General features: G+C 52.6%; 14 protein-coding genes. 9 read left to right on the plus strand and 5 right to left on the minus strand.

Features of this window, described 5'->3' with window-relative positions:
* Positions 1-90 precede the first annotated feature (90 nt).
* The 6 genes from BUB27_RS12340 to typA all read left to right on the plus strand — a co-directional run bounded on the left by BUB27_RS12340 (position 91) and on the right by typA (position 8,788).
* A complete protein-coding gene (locus tag BUB27_RS12340) occupies positions 91-1,983 on the plus strand; it encodes a metallophosphoesterase (RefSeq protein WP_159434948.1) in 1,893 nt (630 codons plus the stop codon).
* A gap of 119 nt (positions 1,984-2,102) precedes the next feature.
* Entirely contained in the window at positions 2,103-3,608 is a 1,506-nt protein-coding gene (locus BUB27_RS12345; RefSeq protein WP_200797120.1) for a DASS family sodium-coupled anion symporter, read from the plus strand.
* 91 nt (positions 3,609-3,699) lie between these two features.
* Positions 3,700-4,617, plus strand: coding sequence for a D-alanine--D-alanine ligase family protein (locus BUB27_RS12350; protein ID WP_143184149.1), 918 nt, complete (start codon positions 3,700-3,702; stop codon positions 4,615-4,617).
* 112 nt (positions 4,618-4,729) lie between these two features.
* A complete protein-coding gene (locus BUB27_RS12355; protein WP_159434949.1) occupies positions 4,730-5,515 on the plus strand; it encodes a cell division protein FtsQ/DivIB in 786 nt (261 codons plus the stop codon).
* A 62-nt stretch (positions 5,516-5,577) separates the two neighbouring features.
* Positions 5,578-6,795, plus strand: coding sequence for a cell division protein FtsA (gene ftsA / locus BUB27_RS12360; protein ID WP_143184151.1), 1,218 nt, complete (start codon positions 5,578-5,580; stop codon positions 6,793-6,795).
* A 169-nt stretch (positions 6,796-6,964) separates the two neighbouring features.
* The gene (gene typA / locus BUB27_RS12365) at positions 6,965-8,788 is read left to right on the plus strand and encodes a translational GTPase TypA (protein WP_143184152.1); all 1,824 of its coding nucleotides are present in this window, start codon (positions 6,965-6,967) and stop codon (positions 8,786-8,788) included.
* Between the two features lie 76 nt (positions 8,789-8,864).
* Here the strand turns inward: typA and arsJ are convergent, their stop codons facing one another.
* From arsJ to BUB27_RS12380, 3 genes are read right to left on the minus strand one after another with little or no spacing between them, the layout of a single operon-like run.
* Positions 8,865-10,094, minus strand: coding sequence for an organoarsenical effux MFS transporter ArsJ (gene arsJ, locus BUB27_RS12370; RefSeq protein WP_143184153.1), 1,230 nt, complete (start codon positions 10,092-10,094; stop codon positions 8,865-8,867).
* A gap of 16 nt (positions 10,095-10,110) precedes the next feature.
* Positions 10,111-11,112, minus strand: coding sequence for an ArsJ-associated glyceraldehyde-3-phosphate dehydrogenase (locus BUB27_RS12375; protein WP_143184154.1), 1,002 nt, complete (start codon positions 11,110-11,112; stop codon positions 10,111-10,113).
* A gap of 25 nt (positions 11,113-11,137) precedes the next feature.
* A complete protein-coding gene (locus BUB27_RS12380; protein WP_143184155.1) occupies positions 11,138-11,458 on the minus strand; it encodes an ArsR/SmtB family transcription factor in 321 nt (106 codons plus the stop codon).
* Positions 11,459-11,644: 186 nt separating this feature from the next.
* Here BUB27_RS12380 and BUB27_RS12385 point away from each other — a divergent pair, with 186 nt between their 5' ends.
* On the plus strand, positions 11,645-12,037 hold the full coding sequence (locus tag BUB27_RS12385) for a transmembrane 220 family protein (RefSeq protein ID WP_143184156.1): 393 nt from the start codon (positions 11,645-11,647) through the stop codon (positions 12,035-12,037).
* 19 nt (positions 12,038-12,056) lie between these two features.
* Here BUB27_RS12385 and BUB27_RS12390 read toward each other — a convergent pair whose 3' ends face one another.
* Both BUB27_RS12390 and nrdR read right to left on the minus strand, forming a co-directional pair.
* Complete coding sequence (locus BUB27_RS12390; protein ID WP_143184157.1) at positions 12,057-12,644, minus strand: TraB/GumN family protein; 588 nt, start codon at positions 12,642-12,644, stop codon at positions 12,057-12,059.
* A gap of 27 nt (positions 12,645-12,671) precedes the next feature.
* On the minus strand, positions 12,672-13,163 hold the full coding sequence (gene nrdR, locus BUB27_RS12395; RefSeq protein WP_143184158.1) for a transcriptional regulator NrdR: 492 nt from the start codon (positions 13,161-13,163) through the stop codon (positions 12,672-12,674).
* Positions 13,164-13,415: 252 nt separating this feature from the next.
* Between nrdR and cyoE the strand changes: the two genes are divergently transcribed.
* Positions 13,416-14,348 (plus strand): heme o synthase, encoded by a 933-nt coding sequence (cyoE, locus tag BUB27_RS12400; protein ID WP_143184159.1) that lies wholly within the window; start codon positions 13,416-13,418, stop codon positions 14,346-14,348.
* Positions 14,349-14,390: 42 nt separating this feature from the next.
* Positions 14,391-15,281: a hypothetical protein gene (locus BUB27_RS12405; protein WP_143184160.1), complete on the plus strand. Its 891-nt coding sequence runs from the start codon at positions 14,391-14,393 to the stop codon at positions 15,279-15,281.
* The last annotated feature ends 21 nt before the right edge of the window (positions 15,282-15,302 follow it).

Consider the following 15,302-nt stretch of genomic DNA (forward strand, 5'->3'; position numbering starts at 1 on the left):
CGATCCAAGAGACTTTCTTCTATTTTCCTGACTGGGTGTTTGTGCGCTGCGGCACACAGCTCCCTAGCCAAACCTTTTGAGATGGTGATTATGCCGGATACTCAAAACTACTTTACCGTGATTCGTGAGGGCGGTCCTGACTTGTTCACGAATCAGACGGAGTGGATACGTGACCATGTGAAGAAAGAGAACATCGTATTTGTGACTCACGTCGGTGACGTCATTTTGGATCGCAAGGTGTTGTGGGAAGATGCAGGCAAGGCGATGTCTCTGCTTGATGGAGCCGTTCCCTACAGTGTGACTTTTGGGAATCATGATGGAGGTGCTCCGGGAACATTTACTTCAGCACGCTACAAGGACTACCCATGGTACCTAGGTGGCAGTGATGACAGCATGGCTCATGCTCAGCAGTTCAGAGCTGAGGGCATAAGCTTTCTTCATCTCAATCTGCCGCATAACCCCAAGCCCAAGCATCTCGATTGGGCCAAGGGCATGCTGGAGAAGTTTAAAGGGAAGCCAACCATCATCTCCACCCACGGTTACATGGCGGACAACAGCAAAGGGAGAAGTGGAAATGGAAACCGAATCTGGAATACTTTGATCGATCCATACCCGCAGGTATTTATGACCTGTAACGGTCATGATTGGGTTTCACGGCATGAAGTGGATACCACCTCGAAAGGGCGGAAGGTCTTACAAATCCAGAGTAACTGGCAGCAGAGCATGAATGGCGGAAATGGCTTCCTGCAGAGAGTGGTTTTTGAGCCAGAGAAGAATCAAATCAGGGTGGAGACCTATTCGCCCTTCATTGATGCCTACCACACAGACTACTCGGGGGCATTCGCTTACCGCGCGAAGTTCAGCAAGAGTGGGATCGAGATTGGTGAAGAGCTAGTGGCCCCCATGAAAACCTGGTCAGGTAAGGGGCAAGAAGGAAAGTGGAGTGATGGGGGAAACTGGGGTGGAGATGCCCCTCAAAAAGGTGATCTGTTAGTCTTCGGGGCGCAAGCTAGTGGTGCCCTGCAAAATGATTTGGCGAGCGGTACCAGCTTCGCTGGAGTGGTTTTTCAGCCTGGAAGGTTCTCAGGGAAGTATGCATTCTCTGGTAATGCCATCACTCTAACAGGTGATGTGGTGAATATGGGGACCTACGGGCCAAAGGGTGCTCGCAGTGGTCCCAAGTGGGATCTGCCTATCAAGCTAGAGGGAGACAGGCAGTTCAACACAGGTGACTGGGATATGGTCATTAACGGGGAGATCAGTGGGGATGGATCCCTGACCAAGACACATGGACGCGATTACTTCCGTGGTTCTTATGATGGTCGAGTTTATATCGGTGATTTGTATCTCACGCAGGAGAATAGCTATACAGGAAATACCCGGGTGACAGGTGGAGCTCTGGTGCTAGAGCATGCTGAATCCCAAAATATCATTTCGGGATCTCCAGTCATCACCGTTGATTTTAACTGTTTGCTTAAAGTCGATGGATTGAGAGAGGGGACTTTTGTCTTGGCTCAAGGCCAGACATTACGGGGGCATGGAAAAGTACTGGGTAAGCTCAATGCTGGTAAGGAGACTACCGTTTATCCCGGGCGTGACAAGGTCGTCGGAAGTCTTCTTATCAAGGGAGACGTGTCTCTTGCAGCAGATTCCTTGCTGAATATCAGAATGGCAGGCAGCAGTCCTGAGCAGACTGATTCTGTGCAGGTCGAGGGAACGGTCAAGTTGGATGGTGCTACATTGAATTTAGCGGGTATTGATGGCTATAAGCCGAAGTCAGGAGATCACTTGGTCATTATTCAAAATGACGGTGATGAGGCGATCAGTGGCCAGTTTGTGAGTGGAGCTGGCTCCCAGCTGAATTCTGGAACCACACTGCCCGAAGGCGCGACGATTAGCCGCAACTTCCTGGGGAGTGGAAGAGCGGCGAAGATAAGTTACAAGGGCGGTGATGGGAATGATGTGAGCATTGCTGTGCAGTAAGCTCCATGATGCCCAGATCTTGATTCAGGCGGATGAGTGCCGAGAGGCTCATCCGTTTTTTCATTCAGTATGTAGAGTTGTTCTTTTCTCGTCCTGTTAGTTTGTGGTAAGCCTTAAGGGTGAAGAAGTCCTCTCATCACCATTCCGATCAGGAGCCCAAATATATTACCGAGGCCAAGGATTCCTGGTTGAGGTCCCAGTACCCGGCTGAGGATGTGGACAGGACGGACATGTTTAAGCCTTTCTGGCGCCGGAAGAGAACTTGGCTGGTTCTGCTTGCCGTGATGCTTTCTGCTTTGTGTTACTTTTTTCTTCCTCTGGATAAAGAGGCTCTCTCTGAAGACGGGCTGGAGCCAGAGATGGTGCGCAGAGGTTTGTCGGTTTTTGTACTGATCGCCGCCCTGTGGTTGACCGAAGCGATGTCGCTGGCGGCGACTGCCTTGCTGGTTCCGGTGGTAGCCGCCTTGTTCGGTCTCTCACCCATGGAGAACACACTGAAGAGTTTTGCGCATCCCCTGATCTTTCTTTTCTTGGGAGGCTTCGCTTTGGCTTCAGCCATGGCCTATCAGGGGATCGACCGTTGGATAGCGGGAAAGTTAATTCGGCTAGGAGGCGGTGGTTTTGTCCCGGTTGCTTTGCTGATGTTTTCTGGAACTGCTTTGCTGTCGATGTGGATGAGCAATACCGCGACGGCTGCCATGATGGTTCCGCTGGTGATTGGAGTCTTGCGGCAATTGCCCAAGGAGGCGATTAAGCACAAGGGGAATGCCTATTTCATGCTGCTCGGAGTGGCTTATTCCGCCTCTATAGGTGGGATGGGGAGCTTAGTTGGGTCACCGCCTAATGGGATTGCGGCGAGTGCGCTAGGGGTGAGCTTTCTGGGCTGGCTCAAAGTAGGTTTGCCCGCGGTCCTTCTCCTGTTGCCTCTGATGTGGTTGGTGTTGTTTAGCCTGTGCAAACCTACGCGTGGAGTGAGGGTGGAATTCCCGGAGGAGAAATTCCGCTTTAACAAGCAACGGGTGACGATGTTGGTCTTGTTTGCCTTCACTGCCTTAGGCTGGGTCTTCAGCCGCCAGTTAGGGACTTTGGTTGGCGTAGCCAAGGGGATGGATACAATGGTGGCCTTACTGGCTATCTTCCTGCTTCTCTTTCTTCGTGTGGTGCGATGGCGGGATATCGAGAAAGGTTCGGACTGGGGAGTACTCTTGCTCTTTGGTGGAGGTATTGCGCTCTCGGGAGTGTTGGGTAGCTCGGGCGCCAGTGCCTTTTTGGCTGGGCAATTGGAAAGTTTGGTCAGACAGTGGCCCGCCTTGGCATTGGCCCTGGCCGTGACCTTGTTCGTCATCTTTCTTACCGAGCTTTCCAGTAATACGGCATCAGCAGCCTTGTTGGTGCCGATTTTTATGACGGTGGCGACGGACATCGGATTGGAAGCTTCAGCCTTGGTCGTACCTCTGGCTCTGGCTGCTTCCTGTGCCTTCATGCTGCCCGTGGCGACTCCGCCGAATGCCATTATCTTCGCCACTAAAAAGGTTCCTCAGCGGGAAATGATGAAAGTGGGACTGGTGCTGAATATTGTTTTCGCTCTCGCCTTGGCGGTCTATGCCAAGCTCTGGCTCATGTGATTTCAAGGAGTGAGGTCAGAGAGGCTACTTTTCTCGCATTAAAAGAGAGTTTTGCTGGAAATGACGGGGGAAATCGGTGTATTATTTAAGCATGCTTAAGGATATGAAGATCGCGGTGGCGATGGGAGGCCCTGGCTCGGAGCATGATGTATCAATGGCATCCGGCAAGGCAGTTCTCAAAGCCCTACAAGATGAAGGTTACGATGCCATCCAGTTGGTGGTTGAAGGACCTCACATCACCGTGCCGGAAGGTGTCGGCCTGGTCTTCAATACCATCCATGGCACCTTTGGTGAGGATGGCCAGCTGCAGTATGAGCTGGAGAAGCAAAATGTTCCATACACCGGAGCTGGTTCCAAATCTAGTGAGCTCGCCTTTGATAAGGTGGAGAGCAAGGTACAATTCATCCATGCTGGCGTGCCGACTCCTGAAAGCGAGATTGTCGATTGCACTCACGGCTTAAAGATGCCTGAGATGAAGCTTCCTTACGTGGTAAAGCCGGCTCGTGAGGGGTCCAGCGTCGGTGTACACATCGTGCGTGAGCAGGCTGAGGCGGAAGCCTCCATCGAAGATGCAGCACGTTACGGCGGTCAGGTGCTGGTCGAACAATTTGTAGAAGGCAAGGAGCTGACTGTTGGTGTTCTTGATGGAGAGGCTTTCCCAGTCGTACACATCGCACCTCGCAGTGGCTTCTACGATATGAGCAATAAGTATCCTTGGATGACTGGCGAAGGTGGTACAGATTACTTTTGCCCAGCTGATCTGGATGAGGAGACCACCAGGAAGGTGCAGGAGGCTGCGGTTGCGGCTCATAAGGCATTGGAGATTGAAGTTTATTCCCGTGTTGATGTACTGTTGGACGCCGACGGTAATCCTTATGTGTTAGAGGCTAACACGATCCCGGGGATGACTGAGAGCAGTCTTCTTCCTAAAGCGGCGCGCGAGGCAGGATATTCTTTCCCGGCGCTCTGCTTGAAAATTGCAGAAATTTCCCTGAATACGAAACGATAGGATGTTTAAGAAAAAGACAACGCGGGTAAAAAATCGATCTGACCGGAAGCTTCATCTCCAGGTCAGCTCGCCGCGTATTGTTTTTTTCCAATCCATTCGTGCGCTGCAGGGCATGATCAAGTTGGTGGCGGTTTTGATCATCGTGGGGATCGGGGTGTATCTCGGCGGCCGTGCCATTCGGGATCACTTCGTCAACAACGAGGAATTTTTACTGCGCGAACTCAGCTTAGAGACTAACGGCTATCTCACCTATGAGCGTGTGGTGGAAATCGGAGAAATCAATCTCAATGGTACCATCTTTGAGGTGGATATCGATGAACTTGAACAAAAGCTCATGGACAGGCCTGAGGTGGTCACTGCGACCGTCGAGCGCAAGATGCCAGGAAAGATTGAGGTGAAACTGCAGGAGCGTGTGCCCGTGGCTTGGGTATCCTGTCGCCAGTTAGGTTTGGCGGGTAGGAATCCTTTGTCCGGGATACTCATGGATGAAGACGGCGTAGTTTTCCAGTGTCAGGGTGACCTGTGGAATGTGGCTAAAGATCTTCCCGTGTTTGAACTTCCTGAAGCCGAAGAGGGGGCTTTCCAGCTAGGAGAGAAGATGAATCACAAAGAGGCTGAGCGTGCGCTAAGCTTGCTGAATCTGATTAACAGCAAACTTGGTGAGGAGGCTGACTGGGCGGTTAGCCGGATTACGGTATTAAATTTTCACTCAATGATGGTGACTTCCACTGACCACGTGGACGCCACCTTTGACATGTATGATCACGAGCGTCAGCTCAGTGACCTTCTGGATGCTAGGCGTCACGCCCGCGAGACGGGCCGTGAGTTGGCCTGGATTAATTTGCTGCCGAGGCACAATATTCCCGGCGGCTTTAAAGGAGAAAATGGCGCGGAGTGAAAAAGAGTGGTAAGAAACTTGCGTAAATGAAATTCAGAGATAGCAGGTAGGAATCATTTTCAATGGCAAAGTCAAAGATACATGTAGGGCTTGAGATAGGCACCAGCAAGACATGCATGGTGGTAGGTGAGGTGAAGGTAGATGGCTCCGTGAAGATTCTCGGAGTCGGAGAGACGAAATCCGTCGGCGTGAGGAAAGGTGAAATCTCGGATTACGCACAGGTTCGCACCTGTGTGCGTGAAGCTTTGCTCGAGGCGGAGGATGTTTGCGATGTGGATATCAATAGTGTCTTTCTCTCGGTGACTGGATCCCATATCAAGGGAGTGAACAATCGCGGTACCTACCGTCTTCCGGATGATGAGCAGGAGATTCTTCCCGAGCACGTGGAAGAGGCCAAGGAGATTGCGCGGGATATCGCTATCCCGACAGATGATGTCTACCTGCACAATGTCGTACGCCAGTATTGGCTGGACGGTGAGGAACATTCCACGACTCCAGTCGGTCTGCTTGGCCGTACCTTGGAGGCGGACTTCCATATCATTCACGGGATCCGTACCCGCATCCAGAATAGCATCAAATGCGTGCGTGAAATTCCATTGGATGTGGATGATGTTGTCTTTGCGCCGATCGCCAGTGCGCAGATCGCTCTCAACCGCCAACGCAAGGATGCGGGAGCGCTCGTGATCGATATTGGCGGTGGTACGACTGACTATGTGCTTTATCTTGACGGAGCGATTGCTGCCTCAGGATGTATTCCTGTGGGTGGAGATCACGTGACCAATGACATTCACCTGGTGACTCACATGCCTCTCTCCAAGGCAGAGAAGGTGAAAAAGACGGAGGGAGATGCCTCTGGAGATCCTGCACGTTCCGTAGGAGTGGTTACGATTCCTGATGAAAAAGGTTTCCCGGAGCTGGAGGTAAAACGCCAGCTGCTCAACGACATTATCCGTGGTCGTCTTGAAGAAACGCTCAATCTTGTGAAGGAGAGACTCCCAGAGGGAGCCCTCCAAAAGATTGGTACCGGAGTTTTCCTGACTGGAGGGACCAGTCTGATGCGAGGCTTCGGCGAATTGGCTAATGAAGTCTTCAATCTTCCAATCTACCGCCCTGAGCAACCTGAGGTGAGTGGAGTGCATGCCTATTTCCGCGATCCTCAGTATTCCACTGCTGTGGGCTTGATCCGATACGCCCAGCTGATGGACGAAGATCGCCCTAAAAAGAGCACCGGTGGCCTCTTCGGAGCCTTGAAAAATATGGTCTGGCCCTTCGGAGCCTAATAGTCAGCGTTTATTGACTGAATGTCAGTTGGTCACGTGCTGTGACTAAAATGGCACAGCTGCGCCTTGGAGGCGATTTTTCATAAATCGGTGATTGTGATGAGATTATGATTGCCAATCACCGGAATCTGGAGATGGTGCGCGGCAGAAAAATCAATTTCAGTACCACATGACCGAAAACATCAGAAACATCGCCATTATTGCCCACGTTGACCACGGCAAGACCACGCTCGTGGACAAGCTTCTGGAGGCAGGCGGAGCCTACCGCGAAAACCAGGAGAAGGTGGAGCGCGCGATGGATTCCATGGATCTTGAAAAAGAGAAGGGGATCACCATCAAATCCAAGAACACCTCGATTCACTGGAACGACCACACCATCAACATTGTGGATACTCCCGGTCACGCCGACTTCGGTGGTGAGGTAGAGCGTGTGATGAAGATGGTGGACGGTGTACTACTTGTGGTAGATGCCTATGAAGGTCCTCAGGCCCAGACACGTTTCGTCTTGCGCAAGGCGCTTCAGGAAGGACTGCACCCGATTGTGGTTGTAAACAAGGTTGATCGTGATTTTGCACGTCCAGAGGAAGTGCACGACATGGTTCTTGAGCTCTTCCTTGAGCTAGAAGCTACTGAAGAGCAGTTCGAAGCTCCGTTCTTCTACGGTTCAGCCAAGAATGGTTTCTTCGTGGCCAGCCTCAATGATGATCAGGTGGACATGACTCCTCTCCTCAAGGGCATTGTGGACAATGTACCAGCTCCAGAAGCGAAGGCAGAAGAACCATTCCGCATGCTCGCCTCCAACATCGACTGGGACAACTACGTAGGTCGTGTGGCTCTCGGTAAGGTGGTATCAGGCCAGGTTCAAAAGGGTGACAACGTATGGTTGCACCGTAAGGACGGCACCAAGGTACGCAGTAAGATCACTAAAGTATTTGAATACGGTGCGAATGCCAACGCTGAGAGCACCGTGGCTACTGCTGGTAACATCGTCGGTGTAGCAGGTTTTGAAGACATCGATATCGGTGAGACATTGGCCGCCTCTGAGGATGCCGAGCCTCTTCCATTCGTCAGTATTGATCCGCCGACGATTTCTATGCAGTTCAGCATCAATACTGGTCCATTCGCTGGCCGTGACGGTAAGCATGTGACCTCTCGTGCGATCCGTGACCGTCTTCTTCGTGAAGTGAAGACCAACATCTCCATTGAGGTGAGCGATTCCGATCAAGCGGGTGTCTTCAACGTGGCAGCTCGTGGTGCAATGCAGATCGCCGTTCTCGTGGAGACCATGCGTCGTGAAGGCTACGAAGTGCTTGTTTCTCGTCCTAGCGTGATTGAGAAGCGCGTCGAAGGTAAGCGCATGGAGCCATTTGAAACTCTCTACGTGGAGTGTCCTGAAGACGCTCTCGGTGGTGTGATGAAGACGCTGGCCAACCGCAGAGCCCGCGTGGAAAACATGGGCAGCAATGCTCACGGCTCTACTCTGGAGGCAACGATCTCTACTCGTGGTCTGATCGGCTTCGAATTCGAACTTCTCAACCTGACTAGTGGTCACGGTATTATGTCCCACCTCTTCAAGGAGTACGCTCCTCATTGTGGTGAGATCAGCACCCGCTCTACCGGTACACTCATTTCCATGGCGACTGGTACAGCGATGACCTACTCACTCCTTCCTCTTGAAGATCGTGGTAAACTCTTCATCAGCCCTGGTGACGAAGTGTACGAAGGTCAGGTGATCGGTGAAAACCCACGTAAGGTGGACCTCGCTGTGAACCCGGTTAAGGAAAAGGCTCTGACCAACCACCGTTCCGCTGGTAAGGACAATACCACCACTCTCGCTCCACCAATCAGAATGGACCTTGAGCGTGCGATCGAATACATCAACGAAGACGAGCTGGTTGAGGCCACTCCTAGCTTCCTCCGTATCCGTAAGCGCATCCTCTGCCCGCACGAGCGCAAGCGCGCCGAGCGTAAGTCCAAGGCTGTTGAAGCCTAAGCCGACTAACAGACTTTTTTAAAAACAAAGGCCCGGAAATCTCCGGGCCTTTTCTTTGGTCTCCAGAGGCGAAAGCTTAATCGTATACTTTCTCAGGGAATCTCATTGCCGTCAGCGCGGCGACTAGGATGGTGGCAGCAGAAGTGTAGAGGCAGGCTTGAAGGCCGCCCAGGAGGTAGGCGGTGCCGGAGAGGAGAGTGCCCATGAGGCGGCCGCAGGCATTGGCCATGTAGTAGAAGCCCACGTTGAGGGAAACGGAGTCTGAATCCGTATATGCGAGAATGAGATAGGAGTGCACGGAGGAGTTTACGGCGAAGATGAAGCCGAACACAAAGAGGCCGCCGACGAGGATGTAGGTCGGGTAGAAATTGAAGGCGAGCGAGAGTGCCATCAGGACGCAGAGCCCGGCTAGAGGAAAGGACCAGCCGCGGGCGGCGTGAACGGCGCGTTCCAAAGCATCGGGCGCACCTTTCTTGATTTTGACTATCTTCGGGGCGATGGCTTGAATGAATCCGTAGCCAATGACCCAACTGGCCATCAGGGTGCCCACTTGTGTAAAGCTCCAGTCGAGTACATCATGCAGGAAAATGGGTAGGCCGACGACAAACCAGACATCGCGTGAGGCAAAGAGAAAGGCACGAGCAAAGGAGAGAAGATTGATGGCGCGCGATTTGGAGAAGACGCTGGTGAACTTGCTCTTGCTTTTAGACTGCCCGAAGTTGCCGCGGATGCTCAGCAGGGAAAGGATGAGGATAACGGCGATCAATCCGGCCATGGCGTAGAGGGCATTGTTGAAGCCGAGGGTGGAGAGGAGTAGACCGCCGACGAAGAAGCCGACGCCTTTGATCGCGTTTTTGGAGCCTGTTAGGGCGGCGACCCATTTGAAGAGAGCTGCTTGGTGAGACTGGTCTTCACTTTCCTTGACCAGTAGCTTGACCGATGACTTGGAGGACATCTTGGTGAGGTCCTTGGCGACCCCGGACATGGCTTGAACCAGCATGACGAAGCCCACGGAGAGTGCAGCGCTCCAGTCAGGTGAGACGAGGGTGAGGCCAAGCAGGGCGACAATTTGTAGGGCCAAGCCTGAGAATAAAGTGATCTTGAGGCCGTAGCGAGAGCCGATCCAGCCTCCCGTGAGGTTGGTGACGATACCTGCTACTTCGTAGAGCAGGAAGAGAAAGGCGAGCTGGACTGGATTGTAGCCCAGCTCGTGAAAGTGCAGCAGCACGAGCATGCGCAGCGCTCCATCGGTAAGCATGAAGAACCAGTATGCTAGGGTAACTAGGATGTAGGAGAGCTTGCTCATGCTGCTGGTTTGAATGTTAGCTGATGGATTTGGCGACCTTCTGGGTAAGCTCCATCATGCGGTTGGCGTAACCAACTTCGTTATCGTACCAGACGAAGAGCTTCAGCATGGTTCCGTCGACGACCATGGTGGATGGAGCATCGATAATCCCGGAGCGTGTGTCGTTAGTGTAGTCTGCGGATACGAGTGGTTTCTCCTCGTAGCCGAGGATGCCTTTGAGTTCACCCTCTGCAGCTTCATTGAGCAGTGCATTGACCTCTTCTTCGGTTACCTCGCGGGAGAGTTCAAAGACGCAGTCTGTTAGGGAAGCGTTCAGCATCGGTACGCGGACGGCGTGACCGTTGAGTTTTCCTTTGAGCTCTGGGTAGATGAGAGTGATTGCGGTGGCGGAGCCGGTTGTGGTTGGGATCAGGGAGTTGACCGCAGAACGGGCGCGGCGGAGATCCTTGTGCGGAGCATCGACAATGACTTGGGTGTTTGTCAGGTCGTGCAGGGTGGTGATGGTGCCGCGGACGATACCGATCTTTTCGTGCACGACCTTGATGGCTGGGGCGATGCAGTTGGTGGTGCAGGAGGCGGCAGTGACGATGTCGTATTTCTCTGGATCGTAGAGGTGGTCGTTGCAGCCCATGACTACGTTGAGTGCTGCGGGATCTTTGACGGGAGCGGCGACGACGACCTTCTTTACGCCTTGGTCGAAGTAGGCTTGCAGTAGCTCCGGGGTGCGGAACTGACCGGAGGCTTCGATGACGATATCGCAGCCGGACCAGTCAGTGTCGGCGATGTTGCGGTTGTGAGTGACGGCGATCTGCTGCCCATCGACGGTGATGGAGTTGTTGTCGAAGCTGATGTCACGTGCCCAGCGGCCGTGAACGGTGTCGAACTCCAGCAGGTGGGCTGCAGTTTCGGCAGTGCCGCCTAGTTCGTTGATCTGGGTAATGCTGTATTCCTGGTGGTCGAAGCCAGCGCGGAATCCGAGGCGGCCCATGCGGCCAAATCCGTTGATACCAATGTTCATAGTGTCTTGTATGTTTGTGAAAGTGTTAGCAGCATCCTTTGTTAGGATTGCAGAGTTCGGGACGGCCCTGACAGCAATCTTCAGTGAGGAAGTGGACAAGCGAGCTCATTCCTGAGATCTCCAGTGAATAGATGATACTGCGGCCTTGTCGCTCAGAGCGAATGAGGCCGGCTTGGGTCAGTTCCTTAAGGTGGAAGGAGAGGGTGTTGGGCTGGATGGTAGTCTGCTCAGAGATTTCGCCAGCGCTTAGGCCTTGTTCGCCATGGCGTGCAAGAAGACGGAAGACCTCCAGGCGTGTCTCTTGGGCGAGAGCATTGAGTTTCTTAATGGCGTCTTCCGTTTCCATATTTCGAGAAATATCGAAATAATTAGAAATGTCAACCCGCCTGCATGTGACAAATCAGTCAGTAGTGGCGGAGTGTGCTTCTCTGGGCAAATTGAAATAAAGCCAGTGCATCGGTAGATTGCTAGAGAAGTGTAAAAATTGACTAATGGCTGGAGAAGTCGCTGATTTGCTGCGTATAGAGACTGTATGAAATATTTCTTCTACACGATGACAGGTTTATTTCTGCTGTTCACCTATTGGCAGTTGAATGATGCCACTCAGTATCACAACCACGATAACTGGTTCTGGATCGTGTATTATCTCTGCGCTGCTGTACTGACCTTTCTGGAAGCCAGAAAGGAGCAGCCCACGGCCGTCTACACGGGCATGATCGGTTTTTCCGTGGGAGCCGCATTGTTCCGCATGCAAGACGGGGTGGGAAATTTTGATTTTAGCACCCCATTGCGTGCTACTGCCATCCCGTCTCAGATGAATGCGACCATTCAGGCTCCGAATGAAACTGGCGGACTGCTTTTGGTGGGAGCGTGGTTCATCTTTCTGGCCATCCGTGCGGCGAAGCGCCGCAAAGAGGCTCAGTAGCTAGATGTATCTAGCCTACTTATGGCAGGGTCACCGGGCTGAGGTTCCTTACGTTAGCCCGGATGCGGTAACCTTGTCTCTCTGGCTGGGTGCCTACTTTTTGCAGCCAGTCCAGGATGTCTGCTTCCAAGTGGGCGCAATCCTCATTCCAGTCTTCGCATTGCTTGAGGATGCGGACACAGGATTCGATGTCGCAGAAGTAGACCTCTGAGGCACCGTAGCCTTTCAGCTCGTTAAGCTCCTCCTGAAGCTCTTTGAAGAAGGCTAGCTCAAACCCTAATCCGGCATCACGAGCCGCACGCTCCAGAGAGATGGTCACGGCAGGTGCTTCCGGCTCCAAGGAGAAGGCGATGGAGGCATAGCCGATGCGCTTGAGCATGTGACGGACGCGCTCGTAGAGTTCCTCGATCCTTAGGAGCCTGAGTGGGCAGGTTTTTTCCAAGTAGTGGATAACTCCATCATAGACATCGTCTACGAAGGCAAAGTCGCCAAGGCCGGCGCGGTCCGCGGCCTTTTCGATGCTGCTGTGAATACAGCGGGTATCGTAACCGCTCACTTGGTGGCGGCCGATCTGGAGTACGGGCATGTTTCCAACGATACAGATCATAATGTAATGATTTGGGGGTTAGGGGTATTAGTCTTTGAAGAGTGGGCGTTGTAGCGGATTGGTGTGGGAGCGTTTTTCGAGTTTCTGGATTTCGCGGATGAACTCACCGACGTCCTCGAACTGGCGGTAAACCGAGACGTAGCGGACGTAGGCCACCGGATCGATATCGTGCAGCTTGTCCATGACCTTGGCTCCGATGATATCTGATGGGCATTCCGCAAGGTGGTCCTTGTGGAGCTCGGCGAGAATTTCTTCGACCGCGCGGTCCAGACGATCCATCGAGACCGGGCGCTTCTCACAGGCTTTGACCAGGCCGCGGAGGAGTTTCTCGCGGTTGAGCGGCTGGCGCGTGCCGTCTCGTTTGACGACGCGTAGCTCAGTACGCTCGATTTGTTCATAGGTCGTATAGCGGTAGCCACATTGAAGGCACTCGCGGCGACGGCGGGTAGTCGTGCCGTCTTTGGACATCCGGGAGTCGATGACTTTATCTTCGAGTGATCCGCATTGAATACAGCGCATGAGGAGGTCGGTTTTTAGTTCCAGAGGAGTCGCTGGTGCGGCTCCGTGCTCATTTCTGCTTATAAGACTAAATGTAGGGGTGTCGACGGAATTTTTATCCCATATATTGATGAATGCTAGATAATAAAGGGAACTTAATCAAACTTTTGAGAAGCCCGGATGGCTCTTGTTGAGGAATGATTTCATGGGCTCGAAATTTCAAAAAATATTCGGTCTTGGCAAAGGGGGAAGAGGGTGCATGATGCCGCGCAAATGAGCGCTGGCGAGTCCAAGAAGGTTGAGAAAACCGAAACAGTTTCCCTGCAGAAGGATCTGATGGTCCTGACGAAGGTGAAATTGAATGTCTTCGTGCTGATTACCACGGTGTTTGGTTACGTGCTGGCGTCCAAGACCTTCAGTGAGGCAGGGGCCTTCTGGAAGTCCTTTGATTTTCTGACTCTGTTCCACACTGTGCTGGGAACAGGCGCGGCGGCTTTTGGCTCTGCGGCTTTCAACCAGCTGATGGAGATTGAGCAGGACCGCAAGATGGGGCGTACCGCGAACCGGCCACTCCCAGCAGAGCGCATGAGTGTGACGACGGCCTTTGCAGTAGGTTTCGTTCTCTCTGCTTTTGGTGTGATTCATCTGGGGAACATGGTCAATGTTGGTGCTGCTTATTTGGCGGCCGGTACGATTGCCCTCTATGTATTCATTTACACCCCGATGAAGCGACAGAGCTCTGCGAATACCTTGGTTGGTGCCGTGCCTGGTGCGATTCCTCCGGTCATTGGTTGGGCTGCGGCAGGTGGCAATTGGTATGATCCGGCTGCCTGGTATCTCTTTGCCTTTCTTTTCCTGTGGCAGATGCCGCACTTTGTCGCCATCAACTGGTTTTGCCGCGAGCAATACGAAGAAGCAGGCTACGTCATGTGGTCCAATGGTGATGTGAGCGGGAAGAAGACTGCGAAACTGGCATTGATTTTCAGTATCCTGCTGACCTTGCTGTCTCCTTTGGCTCTTTTACCTGGTATTGAGTTTACCGGCTGGCTTTATGGTGTCGGTGGTACCTTGGCTGGTGTCTACATGTGCTGGCTGAGCATCGATTTTGGTAAAAAGGGAGATCGCCCGAGTTCCCGGAAGTTGTTCCTCTATACGCTCTTGTACCTTCCTTTGGTGCTGGGATTGCTTGCCATTAGTTGGAACTAGGGTTATGTGCCTCTTGTGGCCGCTAAGGGCCGATGCAAATTTATGAAAGCGACTGAATTGGAACCAGCCGAGCGCGATCCAAAGGCAATTCGCCGTACGGTGATTATTCTCATTATCCTCATGATTGGTGGGGGTAGCCTCATTTGGTGGAAGTACCAGCAGAGTGAGAAAGAGAAGATGGTGGAGGTCGAAAAAGGGCGCTCACCGATCATTGGTCGCCTGACCTCTAACTTTAAAGCGATTGCTCAGGATGGCAAGGCGAGGGACTTGTTTCAATTGGAAGGTAAGCTCTGGGTAGTAGCTCCTATTGTTGCCAGCCAGCCTGAAGAGAATGAAGTGGTCTTCCGCGAGATGAAGCGTTTGGCGGATCACTATAAAGACGAAGAGCGTTTCCATCTTGTTTGTCTCTCCGTAGAAGATCCGAACAAGGTCGGCTACGAAAAGCTCGCCGAGGTAGCCGACAAGGTAGGGGCGGATATAGACCGCTGGTGGTTCCTGGCAGCCGATCAGAAAGAGATCCGCGGCTATATGAAGGATAACCTGAAGATTGGCCTCGTCACTGAACACAAAGGAGATGATATCCAGAAATACGGGAAACTAGATGTTCCGGCCAAGCTGCGCATCGTGGATCAAAGCCGCCGCCTTCGTGGTAAGGTAGAGCATTACGATTTTGATATCGCTAAGAACATTGAGCTGAGAACCCGGGATGAGATCGCTAAAGATCCCGAATTGGCGAAGCGTCCTGAGTCCGCAGTCTATCTCAATATGACCCAGGAGTTCCAAAAGCGTATGGTCAAGGTCATCGACTACACGCTTGAGGAGAAAGAGAGTGACAAGGATCCAGACTACAAGACGGCTTTGCTGGTCGTGATCGCGATTGTTCTCTTTATCATCATTCAGGGCATCCGCTTGCGAAAGCGAGTAAATGGGTAATAGTTCCGCAACATTAGACCA

It is taken from the genome of Rubritalea squalenifaciens DSM 18772 (assembly GCF_900141815.1).
Lineage (GTDB): Bacteria > Verrucomicrobiota > Verrucomicrobiia > Verrucomicrobiales > Akkermansiaceae > Rubritalea > Rubritalea squalenifaciens.